The organism is Hydromonas duriensis, assembly GCF_004363775.1.
Classification (GTDB): Bacteria; Pseudomonadota; Gammaproteobacteria; order Burkholderiales; family Burkholderiaceae; genus Hydromonas; species Hydromonas duriensis.
The window spans coordinates 78,055-91,876 of the sequence record NZ_SNZE01000004.1; the positions used below are offsets into that span (position 1 = coordinate 78,055).

Sequence of the window (13,822 nt, forward strand, 5' to 3'; positions counted from 1 at the left end):
TCGTTCAGACAGTCTGTCAATAGTTCTTTAATCGTCTATTGCGAGTGGAGGTTTTAAAAAGATGTTTGGGCTTGGCACACAGGGCAGTATGGATTGCGTTGTAAAGACAAGCGTTGCCATTCCATGAGTCGTGCATCAAGGGTCAACAATTGACCGACTAGGGGTTGTTTCATTTGGACGATGATTTTTAGTGCTTCTGCGGCTTGCATCGCCCCGATGATGCCAACCAGTGGCGCAAATACGCCGAGTGTGGCGCAAGGTTCATTATTAAAGTTTGATTCAGGTGGGAATAAACAGGCGTAGCAGGGCGAGTCGTCATCGCGCGAGTCAAAAACGCTGATTTGTCCTTCGAAACGAATTGCCGCCCCAGACACCAAGGGCACGCGGTGTTGAACGCACAGTCGGTTAATCATTTGGCGGGTTTCAAAATTATCCGAACAGTCAAGCACGACAGAGATGTGCGGCAGCAGTGGGTTCAATGTGTCTGCATCGGCCCGTTGTGCCCGTGCATTCACGCCTACATCAGGATTGATTGATTGAAGTTGTGCTTGAGCTGAAGCGACTTTTGTTAATCCTAGCGAATCAGTGGTGTGGATGATTTGTCGCTGCAAGTTAGATAATTCGACCACATCGTCATCAATAAGCGTTAAATGCCCTACGCCGCTGGCGGCTAAATACAAAGCTGCGGGCGAACCCAAACCGCCCGCGCCGACAATTAAAACATGGCTGGCCAGTATGCGTTCTTGCCCCAAAATGTCGATGTCGGCCAACTGAATGTGGCGTGCATAGCGTAAGAGTTGTGTATCGTTCATGGTTCTATTTTAACAAACAATGATTTGAAAATTATATGAGTCATTGGTCGTATCCTGACAAACTGCGCTAAAATGCGCCATTTCCCTTATTTAGACGACTTCGGATTTTTTATGCATATTCACATTCTCGGTATTTGCGGTACATTCATGGGCGGCATTGCGGCGATTGCCAAGCAAGCAGGCTACAAAGTGACAGGTTGTGATGCCAACGTGTATCCGCCGATGAGCACTCAACTTGAAGCACAAGGCATTGAGTTGATTAGTGGCTTTGATGCGTCACAAACTGAGTTGAACCCTGATGTGTATGTGATTGGCAATGTGGTGTCGCGTGGTAACCCGCTGATGGAAGCGATTTTAGACCAAGGGTTGCCGTACATTTCGGGGCCGCAATGGTTGGGCGAAACCGTACTCAAGGATAAATGGGTGCTGGCGGTGGCGGGCACACATGGCAAGACCACGACGTCGTCAATGTTGGCTTGGATTTTGCAAGATGCAGGATTGAACCCTGGCTTTTTGATTGGCGGTGTGCCAAACAATTTTGGCATTTCTGCCCGCTTGACCGATGATCCATTTTTTGTGATTGAAGCGGATGAATACGACACCGCGTTTTTTGATAAACGAAGTAAATTCGTGCATTACCGCCCACGCACCGCGATTTTGAACAACCTCGAATTTGACCACGCTGATATTTTTAAAGACTTGGCCGCGATTCAAACCCAATTCCATCACCTTGTGCGTACAATTCCGAGCAACGGTTTAATTGTCTCTAATGCGCACGAAGCGGCGTTGGATGAGACTTTAGACAAAGGTGCTTGGACGCCCGTGGCACGCTTTGCGGATGATACGCGAGCAGCCGATTGGCAAATTGCCAATGTGGGTGATGATGACAGCTTTGACGTGTTGTTCAAAGGCGAGTTTCAAGGGCGCGTGCATTGGAATGTGACAGGTGCGCACAACCGCTTGAACGCCCTTGCGGCCATAGCGGCCGCCCGTCATGTGGGCGTTGAACCTAAACACGCGATTGAGGCTTTTTCACGTTTTGAAATGGTGAAACGTCGTATGGAAGTTAAAGGCGTGGTGAACGACATCACGGTTTATGATGACTTTGCGCATCATCCTACTGCGATTACTTTGACCGTTGCGGGTCTGCGCAAGCGCGTGGGGCAGGCGCGAGTCTTGGCCGTGCTCGAGCCACGTTCAAACACGATGAAACTCGGGGTGATGAAAGCGCAATTGCCTGACTCACTCAAAGAAGCGGACTTGGTGTTTGGTTACGGCGAGAGCGGTGCAGGCAAAAACGCACTCGGCTGGGACTTGGCCGAATCGCTGTCGCCGCTCGGGGATAAAGCACAGGCTTTTGATAATATAGACAACTTAGTGAAAGCGGTGCAAGCTGTTGCGCAAGCAGGTGACCATGTGTTGGTCATGAGCAATGGCGGTTTTGGTGGCGTGCATCAAAAATTATTAGACGCCCTAAAATAGTTTTGAATCACGTTGGGCGATTGTTTAAAAGCCGATAAAAATTTAGAAAAGGCAGAGAGGGAAGCATGACGTCATATGTGTTGTTCATTATCATGGCGGTGTTGACCATTTTGAGCCCTGGACCTGGGGTCTTAAAATCAGTCACTAACGCCTTGAATTATGGGTTTAAATCCGCGTTGGTCGGCGTTTTGGGTTTGTCGACAGGTGTGTTTTGTGTGGCGACGCTGTCCGCGACCAGCCTTGGGGCGTTGTTGGCGGCCTCGCAAACCGCTTTTGATGTACTTAAATATTGTGGTGCGGCCTATTTGATTTATTTGGGGGTTAAGTTGTGGCTTTCGCCTGCGATTGAGTTTGACCGTACATCTAAAACGGCTGCGTCATACCGACGTCTGTTTGTAGAGGGTTTGCTTTTTCAGTTTTCTAATCCAAAAGCGTTGGTCTTCTTTTTGTCGGTTTTTCCACAGTTTATCAACCACGAACAGAATTATGCGACGCAGTTTGCGACTTTGGTGCTGACGTTTTGCGTGTTATTGATTGTGATACATACGACATATGCTTTTTTTGCCCACAAGGTACAGTCCTTTTTAAAAACAGGTCGTGGCGGGCGCATCATGAATCGCATGGGTGGTTCTGCATTTATCGGCTTCGGCGTGTTGTTGGCGAGTTCTAAAAAAGGCGCTTAAAAGCGTCCGCATACAAAGGAGAAACTTATGAAGTTATTGTATTTGCATGGCTTCCGCTCCAGCCCCGACTCACCTAAAGCAATTGATATTGCGCATTATTGCCAATCTCAAGGTGAGGCCGATGTGGTGATTCCACAGTTACCCGTCTCGCCCAAATCGTCCATTCGGTTATGTGAAACGCTGATTGCAACACATCAAATTGACACCGTTTGTGGCTCATCATTGGGTGGGTTTTATGCCATATATCTTGCCGAGAAATATGGTCTGCGCTGTGCGGTCATTAATCCTGCCATTACGCCTTGGAATGAGCTTAAACAAGAGCATTTGCAAGACCGCTATTATGTCGATGAGATTGCGCCTGAAGACGCTGTTCACTATTTGGCAGAGTTACACTATTACCACGTTCCACAGTTGACTGATTTGAAACGATATTTATTGCTGGTGGCTTTAGGAGACGAGGTGTTGAGTCCTAGGCAAATGCGCGATTATTTTAAGGGTGCGAATGAAATTGTGGTTGAAGGCGGCGACCATACCTTAAATGGTTTTGGTGGGCACTTGGATGATTTAATGACCTTTTTATTGGGGACGCGTTGAGTTTTGGCTGAACGCTCATTTTTAACTGAACCAAGCGTTTCGGTGCAAAACAAATCGTTTGAATGTAAGCGCGCAAAACCGCTTGCAATATGTCGAGTATTTGTGGAACAATGATTTGATATCAATATTTTTACATTTTTAATAATAATTTTAATTTCAACAACCCCGTCAAAGGAGACAATGATGACGATATCCAAATGGATGACCACGGTGGTGGCTGCAGTTGTAGCAACCAGTTTAATGACGGCATGTGGGGAGAAAAAGAAAGACCCCAATGCACCTTATGAACCCAAATCATTGACGATGGTAGCGCCATCGGACGCGGGTGGCGGTTGGGATAAGACCGCACGCTCTATCACCAAAGTCATGACTGATGCGAAATTGGTTAACGTCCCCATGACTGTTGAGAACGTGCCTGGCGCATCAGGTGCTAAATTCTTAGCCACTTACTTGGCTAAAGATGTGGGCAATGACAGTAAATTGTTTGTGAACTCGCCTCCCATCTTAATCAACAACTTGAAAAAAGACGGCAGTCCTTCTGGTTATAAAGATGTGACGCCTTTGGCAGCCTTGACGCAGGATTTCTCTGTTTTGGCGGTTAAAGCTGATTCGCCAATTAAAGACATCAAAGAGTTGGTGGCTAAAATTAAAGCCGACCCGACAAAAGTCAGCGTTGCGGGTGGCTCATCGCCTGGAAGCATGGATCATTTGGCTGCATTATTGCCTTTGATGAAGTCAGGCGTTGACATTACCAAAGTTAAATATTTACCTTTTGATGGTGGCGGTAAAGCGATTGTCGCCTTGTTAGGTGGTGAAGCTGAAGTGTTATCAACCGATGCGTCAGGTGCTTCCGAAATGGCGAAAGCAGGCAAAATCCGTATTCTCGCCATCAGCGCGCCCGAACGTGTCAAAGCGGCCCCTATGGATCAAGTGCCCACATATAAAGAAGCAGGCATTAACGGTGCTGAGTTCGTGATTTGGCGTGGTGTGTTCGGTCCAAAAGACATGTCGCCGATGGCTTACAAATTCTGGCAACAGGCTTTGAAAGATTTATCCGCTAAACCCGAGTGGCAAGCCGAGTTGCAAGCTCAAGGTTGGACTGGCGATTTTAAAAATGGTGAGGAATTTAAAGCCTTTTTAGGACAACAAGAAGCCACAATTAAAGAGTTGTTGACGACATTGGGCTTGGCTAAATAATAAAAAAAACTCAAGGAAACACGCTTGAATATCGAGCGTGTTTTTTATTGTATAAGACGTATTGGAGGGATTATGTCTCGTCGTTCAGACTTTATTGCCAGTCTATGTTTCTTTTTGACGGGCGCATTTTTTGTGGTGGCCAGCTCACACTTGGCCGACAACGTGATTGGTGGGGCGGTCACACCCGCAACTTTTCCCAAGGCATTTGGCGCACTCTTGTGTTTTTTGAGTGTGATTTTGCTGCTTGAAACTTTGAAGAAAAAAGCAACAGAATCCAAACAGCAACACACCCAACACGCCGAAGATGAAAAATACCATCGTCGTTTTTTCATTATATTAAGCAGCATGGTGCTTTATATTCTGTTGATTGAGCCTTTGGGTTTCATCATCAGTACCTTTTTATTTTTGGTGGTGTCGTTCCAAGCGATGGAGCGTGGCAATATCGGTAAAACCGTCGCCATTGCAGGTGGGTTTTCCTTGGTTCTGTACTTTGTGTTTATTAAATTACTCGAAGCCAGCGTTCAGTCGTGGCCTAGTTTTTTGAGCTAAGGGGGCAAAATGAGTACTTTAGATTATTTGATGCAAGGTTTTTCGGTCTCATTCTTATGGTATAACTTATTGTTTGCCTTTATGGGCTGTTTGTTGGGTACAGTCGTTGGCGTTTTACCTGGGATTGGCCCGATGAGCGGTGTGGCGTTGTTGATTCCGATTACGGCTTCAATCACCAGTTCAATTGGTTTGTCAAATGAGCAAGCCGCGACCAGTTCGATTATTTTATTGTCAGGCGTTTATTACGGCGCGATGTACGGCGGCTCAACCACTTCCATCTTGCTTAACACCCCTGGCGAGTCGTCATCGGTAGTGACCGCGTTAGATGGTTATCAGATGGCGAAGCAAGGGCGTGCGGGCAGTGCCTTATCAATCGCTGCAATTGGTTCTTTTATTGGCGGTATTGTCACTTTGGTCGCATTGATTTTGATGGCCGAGCCTTTATCTGAAATGGCCATTAAGTTCACCAGTGTCGAGTATTTTTCGCTGATGATTTTAGGGCTATGTGCGGTGTCAGGATTGGCGGGCAAATCCATGACCAAGGCATTGATTATGACCACACTTGGTCTTTTGATTGCCACCATTGGTCACGATGGTTTGTCGGGGCAGGAACGATTTATTTTTGGCTTTGATTCGTTGTCCGATGGTGTGGCGTTTTTGACTTTGGCGGTTGGTTTCTTTGCGGTGGTGGAAGTATTTAAAACCATTTTAGAAGCAGACACCAAAGACATCCAAATCGCAAAAATTACACGCTTATACCCCAGCATGGATGAAATGAAAGAGAGCGCAGGCCCCATTGCCCGAGGCTCTATTTTAGGATTTTTCATTGGTATATTACCTGGCGCGGGCGCAATTTTGGCTTCGTTCTTTTCTTACATCATGGAGAAAAAATTATCTAAAACTCCAGAAAAGTTCGGTCATGGTGCAATTGCGGGCGTTGCGGGCCCCGAAACCGCAAATAATGCGGCCTCTGGTGGCGCGATGGTCCCGTTGTTGACTTTAGGTATTCCCAGTTCAGGTACGGCGGCGATTTTGATGGGTGCGCTGATTATGTACAACGTCCAACCTGGGCCGTTGTTGTTTTCTGAGCATCCTACCGTTGCATGGGGCTTAATCGCCAGTATGTTTATTGGTAACGTCATGCTGCTGGTTTTGAACTTGCCGTTGGTGCGTGTATTTGCCAAAGTGATCAGCACGCCAGCAAGATATTTACTGCCTTTGATTCTTGCCATTTCAGTATTTGGTGTTTTGTCTACGCAAAATACCATGATTGATTTATGGATTTTGGTGATTTGTGGCATTTTGGGCTTGTGGCTCAATAAACATGATTATCCTGTTGCACCGATGGTGCTCAGTGTGATTTTAGGTCCGATGATGGAAGCAAACTTAGGTCGGGCTTTGAGTAAATCCGAAGGTGATTGGTCAGTTTTTTTCAGCCCCTCACATCCAGTGTCGTTGGCATTTATGACGTTTGCCATATTGTGGATTAGCATTCCGCTGTTGTTGAAGATGCGAGGTAAAGAGGTTTTGGTTAATGAAGAAGGATAATTAAACTAAAATATCTTGAAATATAAAAACGGCACTCGAAAGAGTGCCGTTTTTACCAAAATATAACAACGCGTTATAATGAACGCCTTTTTTGACTTTAGAAGCAATCATGACCACACAAAATCCTTTGTTAGACCTCTCCGATTTGCCCCGTTGGGCCGATATTCAACCGCAGCATGTGGATGAGGCCATGACTCAAGTGTTGGCGCAAGCGCATGCGGCTTTACGCCAAGTCGAAGCCATTGCACCCGCAGATGTAACTTGGGAAAACGGTATGGTGCCTCTTAATGACGCGATGGAGCGGCTTTCGCGAGTGTGGGGTGTGGTGAGTCATTGTCACCACGTCATGGCTGCCCAATGGCGCGATGTGTATAACGAACATCTTGAAGCAGTGACTGCGTTTTACACGCTGCTCGGTCAAAGCGAAAAACTGTTGGCGCAAAATCAAATGTTTGCCACAAGTCCGCGTTGGGAAGCGCTGACGCCGACACGCCAACATATTGTTCAAAACGCTTTACGTGATTTCAAATTATCAGGCGCGTTATTGAATGAGGTTGAAAAAACCGAGTTCGGACAATTGCGGGCTAAGGAAGCGGCGTTGCAATCCAAGTTTTCAGAGAATGTGTTGGATGCAACCAATGCTTATGCTTATTACGCGGATGAAACTCAAGTCATGGGCATTCCCGCCGACGCGTTGGCAGCGATGAAAGCGGCCGCGCAAAAGGATGGTAAAGAAGGTTACAAAATCACCTTGCAATTTCCATCGTATTTCCCAGTGATGCAATACGCGGAAGACCGAGCCTTGCGTGAAACCATTTATCGTGCGTATGTGACTCGTGCCAGCGAGCTGGGCGATGCTGCTTTTGATAATACCAACGTGATACAAGACGTTTTGGCTACGCGTCAGCGCATGGCTCACTTGCTCGGTTATCCACATTATGCGGATGTATCGCTGGCGAGTAAAATGGCGGAGTCTGTGCCACAAGTGACGGATTTTCTTTACGACTTGGCGCACAAGGCGCAGGTATCGGCCAAAACCGATATGGCTGCGCTGCGCAATTTTGCATCCGAGCAGTTGGGTTTACACGATGTTCAAGCATGGGACATCACTTATGTCAGTGAAAAGTTGCGTGAGGCACGCTACGCCTTTTCTGAGCAGGAAGTTAAAGATTATTTTCCATTGCCCAATGTTTTAAATGGCTTGTTCCATGTGGTCGAGCAATTGTTCGGCGTGCGCTTTGTACAAAAACAAGTTCAAGTTTGGCATCCAGATGTGCTGTTTTTTGAGCTGAAAAATCAAGCCGACATCACTATTGGCGCGGTTTATCTAGACCCGTATGCTCGAGAGGGCAAAAATTCGGGAGCGTGGATGGATGAGGTGCGTGGTCGTCGTGCATTGACGATGGGCGCATTGCAAACGCCCGTCGCGCACATGGTGACGAACTTTACCCCACCGCTTGAGGATAAGCCCTCAACGTTGACCCATGATGACATCATCACGCTGTTTCATGAAACAGGGCACGCGTTGCATCATTTGCTTACGCAAGTTGATGATGTTGAAGTGTCGGGTATTCACGGCGTTGAGTGGGATGCGGTTGAGTTGCCCAGTCAGTTCATGGAAAATTTCTGTTGGGATTTTGATGTATTGACCCGCATGAGCGCGCATGTGGACACGGGTGCTGGTTTGCCTCATGAGCTGTTTAACAAAATGTTAGCCGCTAAAAACTTCCAATCGGGTTTGCAAATGCTGCGCCAAGTTGAATTTTCATTGTATGACATTTTGTTGCATGCGCGATTCACGGCTGAGGCCCCTCATGTGGTGCATGAGCTGTTGGAGAAGATTCGCGCTGAAATAGCGGTTGTGCAGCCGCCTGAATTTAACCGATTCCAGCACAGCTTTTCGCACATTTTCGCAGGCGGTTACAGCGCAGGTTATTACAGTTACAAGTGGGCTGAGGTGTTATCCGCAGATGTCTTCTCTGCATTTGAAACGGCACAAGCGGATAAAGCCCCTTTGCTCAACCGAGAGTTGGGGCAAAAATACTGGCAAAATATTCTCGCTGTCGGCGGCTCACGTCCCGCAATGGACTCGTTCAAGGCCTTTATGGGACGCGAGCCAAGTGTCGATGCGCTATTGCGCCACAGCGGGTTGGTCGCTTGATTGTAATCGAGGAGTAGGTGTGAGCAACAACTTGACTTTTTTGCAATTGAAAGGCAGTGATGTATTGCTCCAAGTGTATGTCCAGCCTGGGGCTAAAAACACCGATTGGGCGGGGGAGTATGGTGAACGAATTAAAATCCGTTTAAATGCCCCGCCGATTGATGGGCGTGCGAATGCGGCCTTGACCGCATGGCTGGCAGAACAATTTGAATGCGCCAACCGAGATGTTGATGTCGTACGAGGTGCCAACTCACGCAGCAAAACCATTTGCTTTAAAAACGCAGAAGCACGCTTCGAAAAGATGCGTGCCACTTTGTTGACAATTAAAAATACGGATTAGCTCGGGGTGGCTCCCGTGTCAATGATTTCAAAACTATGGGTCATCTGGACGGAATGCGCGAGCATGATGCTGGCCGAACAGTATTTCTCATGCGATAACTTAACTGCACGTTCAACCGCAACCTCAGAGAGTTGATCTCCACTGACGATAAAGTGAAAATGAATATCTGTAAACACTTTCGGGTCGCTGTCTGCACGTTTAGCCGATAATCTCACCTCGCAGTCACTCACCGCATGGCGGCCTTTCTGTAAAATCATCACCACATCAAATGCGGTACAGCCCCCAGTTCCCATGAGCACCAGCTCCATCGGGCGAGGGGCAAGGTTGCGCCCGCCCGCTTCAGGAGCACCATCCATCAATACGGCATGATGAGTGCCTGATTCACCGATAAAAGACATGCCTGCTTGTGGCCCAACCCAACGTACGGTGCATTCCATAATGACATCCTAGAAAAATGAATAATAAAGAGAGCCATTATATCAGCCGTAGGAAATGCAGGAAAAATGACTTTTCTCTTTTTTATTGTCGGTATAACAAACAAGTTGGATAAAATAGATGTTTTTTAGCAACATCCATTTCAATAAAATTAAATCATTTTTAATAATATTTAATAAAAATCATAAATTAGTGGTCAATAATTTCGTTTTTCGCTTTTATAGCGACAAATTTGTGAATGGGCGTTTTTTTATCTTGCATTGCACAATTTTTTCGGTATAATTAACACTGTTGGATGCGCAAGCATTCTAAAGATTGTCTCCTCCACCCTCCTTTTGGTGGATTTATGGCCCAAGCAAATTTTGCTTGGGCTTTTTTTGTTATCTTTGTGTGTAAGGATAACTCGGTTGGTATTTGTGAGGTCTTGATTCACGGCTATTTATCCTTAAATGCTTGACTTTATTCATAAAAGTGTCGATAATAATCGGCTAGCCCATATTAACTCGCTTCGGGAGAGGCCGCAGGCATAAGCGGTGAGGTGCGGTAAACATGGTTTTTTAAATTGTGATGAATGGAATTGTCATGAAAACTTTTTCAGCAAAACAACACGAAGTACAACACGACTGGTACGTCGTTGATGGTACGGACAAAGTGTTGGGTCGTGTAGCCAGTGAAGTTGCACGTCGTTTGCGTGGTAAGCATAAACCTGAGTTTACGCCACACGTGGACACGGGTGATTTTATCGTTGTCGTGAACGCGGACAAACTCCGCGTAACAGGCGCGAAATTTGAAGACAAAAAATACTATCGCCACTCTGGTTATCCAGGCGGTATCTATGAAACCAATTTCCGCAAAATGCAAGAGCGTTTTCCGGGTCGCGCGTTAGAAAAAGCGGTCAAAGGCATGTTGCCTAAAGGTCCTTTGGGTTACGCGATGATTAAAAAATTGAAAATCTATGCAGGCGCTGAACATCCACACTCTGCACAGCAACCACAAGTCTTGGACATTTAAGGATAGATGAACATGAACGGTAATTACAACTACGGTACAGGTCGTCGTAAGTCTGCGGTGGCTCGTGTATTTTTGAAAGCGGGTTCGGGCAATATCGTTGTGAACGGTAAGCCTGCAAATGAGTACTTCGCGCGTGAAACAGGTTTGATGGTGATTCGTCAACCTTTGGAATTGACGCAAATGACTGAAAAATTTGACATTATGGTCAATGTTTCAGGCGGCGGTGAGTCAGGCCAAGCGGGTGCAGTGCGTCATGGTATCACTCGCGCTTTGATTGATTATGATGCGAACTTGAAATCAGGCTTGTCACAAGCAGGCTTGGTGACACGTGATGCTCGTGAAGTTGAACGTAAAAAAGTCGGCTTCCGCAAAGCACGTCGTCGCAAACAGTTCTCAAAACGTTAATCTCACGATTCTCGTTTGGACGACAAAAAAAGACTGCCTTGTGCAGTCTTTTTTTGTTTTTGAAGCATTGGCAGATGGGTGTTTACATTGCGGTGGTTATGTTTTTTATTAAAAGTCACAACAAAAATAGGTAGAATTACAGGTTCTAACCTAGCTAGTGGGAAATATGATGCAAAAAATTAAAGTGGGTATTGTTGGTGGTACTGGATACACAGGGGTTGAGCTATTGCGCTTACTTGCACATCACCCTTATGCGCAACTGCACGCCATCACCTCGCGTACCGAAGCGGGCGTTCCTGTGGCGCAAATGTTCCCGAGCCTGCGTGGTGTGGTTGATTTGGCATTTTCTGATCCAGCAAGCGGTATTTTGAACGAATGTGATGTGGTGTTTTTTGCGACGCCGCACGGTGTGGCCATGGCGCAAGCGCCCGCTTTGCTTGATAAAGGCGTGCGGGTGATTGATTTGGGCGCGGATTTTCGTTTGCAAGATACGGCGGTGTTTGAGCAGTGCTATAAATTGCCACACGCTTGCGCCGATGTGTTGAAAAACGCCGTGTATGGACTGCCTGAATTGAACCGCGAGGCGGTGCGCCAAGCGAAGTTAATTGGCAATCCAGGTTGTTACCCGACCACCATGCAACTGGGGTTTTATCCCTTGTTGAAAAATAATTTGGTTGATGCAGGTCAACTCATTGCAGATTGTAAATCGGGCGTTTCGGGCGCAGGGCGTAAAGCTGAAGTGGCGACCTTGTTCAGTGAGGCATCTGATTCAATGAAGGCTTATGGTGTCAGCGGCCACCGCCACACGCCAGAAACGCTGGAACAATTGCGCAAGATGACTGCGCAAGATGTCGGTTTGATTTTTACCCCACACTTGATTCCGATGATTCGCGGCATGCACTCGACTTTGTACGCCAAACTGTTGCCCGAAGCGCAACACTTGAGCAATGAAGATTTACAAAGCATATTTGAAACAACGTATGTCAGCGAGCCATTCGTTGACGTGATGCCGTTTGGCAGCCACCCCGAAACCCGTTCTACGCGTGCATCCAATATGTTGCGCATCGCCTTGCACCGTCACGGCGACACCGTGATTGTATTGGTCGTGCAAGATAATTTGGTTAAAGGCGCGGCAGGGCAAGCGGTACAAAATATGAATGTCATGTTTGGTTTTGATGAAACGGCGGGTATCAATATGCTGCCTGTGATGCCTTGATTTTTGGGCTATAATGCGGCATCTATGTTGAAAAGAACTCTTTTCAATTTTTTGGAGAAACATCATGAATGCAGTGACAGAACAAGTTTCAAACGGCCCATTTGTTTTTACTGATAGTGCGGCTGAAAAAGTCAAAGATTTGATTGCGGAAGAAGGTAATCCTGACTTGAAATTGCGCGTGTTTGTACAAGGTGGCGGTTGCTCAGGTTTTCAATACGGTTTTACGTTTGATGAAATCATTAACGAAGACGATACGCCAATTGAAAAAAACGGCGTGACTTTGTTGGTGGATTCGATGAGCTATCAATATCTGGTCGGTGCTGAGATTGATTACAAAGAAGACCTTGAAGGTGCGCAATTTGTGATTAAAAATCCGAATGCTTCAACCACATGCGGTTGTGGTTCATCATTTTCAGTGTAACAAAGTACGTGCTTAAAAAAACGCGGCTTCAAGCCGCGTTTTTCTATGAAACAAATAAACCAACAGCCAATAAAAACAATGTAATGAGGGTGAGTGCGACATTCATTCCTAAAAGTGGTATCAACGAGGTTAAGTGATTTGTATTGCGTCTAAGTTGCCGATAAATATAGCCCGCCAGCGGTGCACTCAATAATGTTAACGCGCAGCTCCAAGGCAGTTGCACGCAGAGAATGCCCAATATGACTGAACCATACGCCACACACAACAAACCGCCGTACACTTGCGCACTGGCGGCATAGCCAATGGTCATTGGATAATGCCGACGACCGATACTTCGATCGGCTGCGACGTCTGGAAATTGGTTGAGCAATAAAATACCGCTACTGAGGGCGGTGGCAGGCAGGGCAGCAAAGAGTGCATGGATGCTGTAGTGTCCCGTCAAAGCAAAATCAATACCCATCACCATGACGATGCCAAACCCTAAACCTGGAGCAAGCAGGCACATCAGTGGATAATAAGTCCACCATGTGGTGTAGGTCACGACCAGTAATAAACCCAATAGCCCAAGCGGTAAGATGCCCCAGCCACGTAGACCAATCACATACCAACCCACAGTTATTGCAATGCTTAACATCAGTGTCGCAGTGATAAAAGCCCAGTTTGCCAGTACTGGGTTGTGCGGCAACGTGCCGCTGCCACCACTGAAAGGCGTACGTGTTGTTTTAAAATCCAATCCTGATTTGAAATCAAAAAACTCATTGAATGCGTTGATACTGATGTGTGCGCTCAACGCTCCTAACAGCAGCCAAAACACCAGAACGCCATCCAGAACACCTGTACGCGCATATGCAGAACCAACGCCAACTGCGACACAAACTGGAGTTAAAGCCAAAAAAGGCAAACGAATAAAGCCCAAAAATGCGGTCAGCGTCAATAAGTTAGAGGATTTGTTCGTTATCATGTGTAAG

The 13,822-nt window shown here is 46.6% G+C and carries 15 protein-coding genes; 12 read left to right on the forward strand and 3 right to left on the reverse strand.

Annotated elements, in window-relative coordinates:
• Positions 1-53: 53 nt before the first annotated feature.
• On the reverse strand, positions 54-812 hold the full coding sequence (locus tag DFR44_RS02970; RefSeq protein ID WP_133619227.1) for a HesA/MoeB/ThiF family protein: 759 nt from the start codon (positions 810-812) through the stop codon (positions 54-56).
• Positions 813-923: 111 nt separating this feature from the next.
• Between DFR44_RS02970 and mpl the strand changes: the two genes are divergently transcribed.
• From mpl to DFR44_RS03010, 8 genes are all read left to right on the forward strand, one after another.
• Positions 924-2,294 carry a UDP-N-acetylmuramate:L-alanyl-gamma-D-glutamyl-meso-diaminopimelate ligase gene (mpl, locus tag DFR44_RS02975; protein WP_133619228.1) on the forward strand — a complete coding sequence of 457 codons (1,371 nt, stop codon included), beginning with the start codon at positions 924-926 and terminating at the stop codon, positions 2,292-2,294.
• Between the two features lie 65 nt (positions 2,295-2,359).
• Positions 2,360-2,977 (forward strand): LysE family translocator, encoded by a 618-nt coding sequence (locus DFR44_RS02980; RefSeq protein ID WP_133619229.1) that lies wholly within the window; start codon positions 2,360-2,362, stop codon positions 2,975-2,977.
• A gap of 27 nt (positions 2,978-3,004) precedes the next feature.
• Complete coding sequence (locus DFR44_RS02985) at positions 3,005-3,571, forward strand: YqiA/YcfP family alpha/beta fold hydrolase (protein WP_133619230.1); 567 nt, start codon at positions 3,005-3,007, stop codon at positions 3,569-3,571.
• A gap of 180 nt (positions 3,572-3,751) precedes the next feature.
• A complete protein-coding gene (locus DFR44_RS02990) occupies positions 3,752-4,768 on the forward strand; it encodes a Bug family tripartite tricarboxylate transporter substrate binding protein (protein ID WP_211336886.1) in 1,017 nt (338 codons plus the stop codon).
• A gap of 72 nt (positions 4,769-4,840) precedes the next feature.
• Complete coding sequence (locus DFR44_RS02995) at positions 4,841-5,317, forward strand: tripartite tricarboxylate transporter TctB family protein (RefSeq protein ID WP_133619231.1); 477 nt, start codon at positions 4,841-4,843, stop codon at positions 5,315-5,317.
• Between the two features lie 9 nt (positions 5,318-5,326).
• Positions 5,327-6,865, forward strand: coding sequence for a tripartite tricarboxylate transporter permease (locus DFR44_RS03000; protein WP_133619232.1), 1,539 nt, complete (start codon positions 5,327-5,329; stop codon positions 6,863-6,865).
• A gap of 109 nt (positions 6,866-6,974) precedes the next feature.
• The gene (locus DFR44_RS03005; RefSeq protein WP_133619233.1) at positions 6,975-9,026 is read left to right on the forward strand and encodes a M3 family metallopeptidase; all 2,052 of its coding nucleotides are present in this window, start codon (positions 6,975-6,977) and stop codon (positions 9,024-9,026) included.
• A gap of 19 nt (positions 9,027-9,045) precedes the next feature.
• The gene (locus DFR44_RS03010; protein ID WP_246012031.1) at positions 9,046-9,366 is read left to right on the forward strand and encodes a DUF167 domain-containing protein; all 321 of its coding nucleotides are present in this window, start codon (positions 9,046-9,048) and stop codon (positions 9,364-9,366) included.
• Here DFR44_RS03010 and DFR44_RS03015 read toward each other — a convergent pair.
• Positions 9,363-9,803 carry an OsmC family protein gene (locus DFR44_RS03015; protein ID WP_133619235.1) on the reverse strand — a complete coding sequence of 147 codons (441 nt, stop codon included), beginning with the start codon at positions 9,801-9,803 and terminating at the stop codon, positions 9,363-9,365. The two genes, DFR44_RS03010 and DFR44_RS03015, sit on opposite strands and share 4 nt — an antisense overlap.
• Before the next feature lie 580 nt (positions 9,804-10,383).
• Here DFR44_RS03015 and rplM point away from each other — a divergent pair.
• The 4 genes from rplM to erpA all read left to right on the forward strand — a co-directional run bounded on the left by rplM (position 10,384) and on the right by erpA (position 12,854).
• Positions 10,384-10,812: a 50S ribosomal protein L13 gene (rplM, locus tag DFR44_RS03020; RefSeq protein ID WP_114562368.1), complete on the forward strand. Its 429-nt coding sequence runs from the start codon at positions 10,384-10,386 to the stop codon at positions 10,810-10,812.
• A 12-nt stretch (positions 10,813-10,824) separates the two neighbouring features.
• Positions 10,825-11,217: a 30S ribosomal protein S9 gene (gene rpsI, locus DFR44_RS03025; protein WP_133619236.1), complete on the forward strand. Its 393-nt coding sequence runs from the start codon at positions 10,825-10,827 to the stop codon at positions 11,215-11,217.
• Between the two features lie 166 nt (positions 11,218-11,383).
• A complete protein-coding gene (gene argC / locus DFR44_RS03030) occupies positions 11,384-12,433 on the forward strand; it encodes an N-acetyl-gamma-glutamyl-phosphate reductase (protein ID WP_246012032.1) in 1,050 nt (349 codons plus the stop codon).
• Between the two features lie 64 nt (positions 12,434-12,497).
• Complete coding sequence (gene erpA, locus DFR44_RS03035; RefSeq protein ID WP_133619237.1) at positions 12,498-12,854, forward strand: iron-sulfur cluster insertion protein ErpA; 357 nt, start codon at positions 12,498-12,500, stop codon at positions 12,852-12,854.
• Between the two features lie 43 nt (positions 12,855-12,897).
• On the opposite strand, the gene DFR44_RS03040 is transcribed toward erpA, so the two are convergent.
• Positions 12,898-13,815, reverse strand: a complete 918-nt coding sequence (locus tag DFR44_RS03040; RefSeq protein WP_133619238.1) for a prenyltransferase — start codon at positions 13,813-13,815, stop codon at positions 12,898-12,900.
• Between the last annotated feature and the right edge of the window lie 7 nt (positions 13,816-13,822).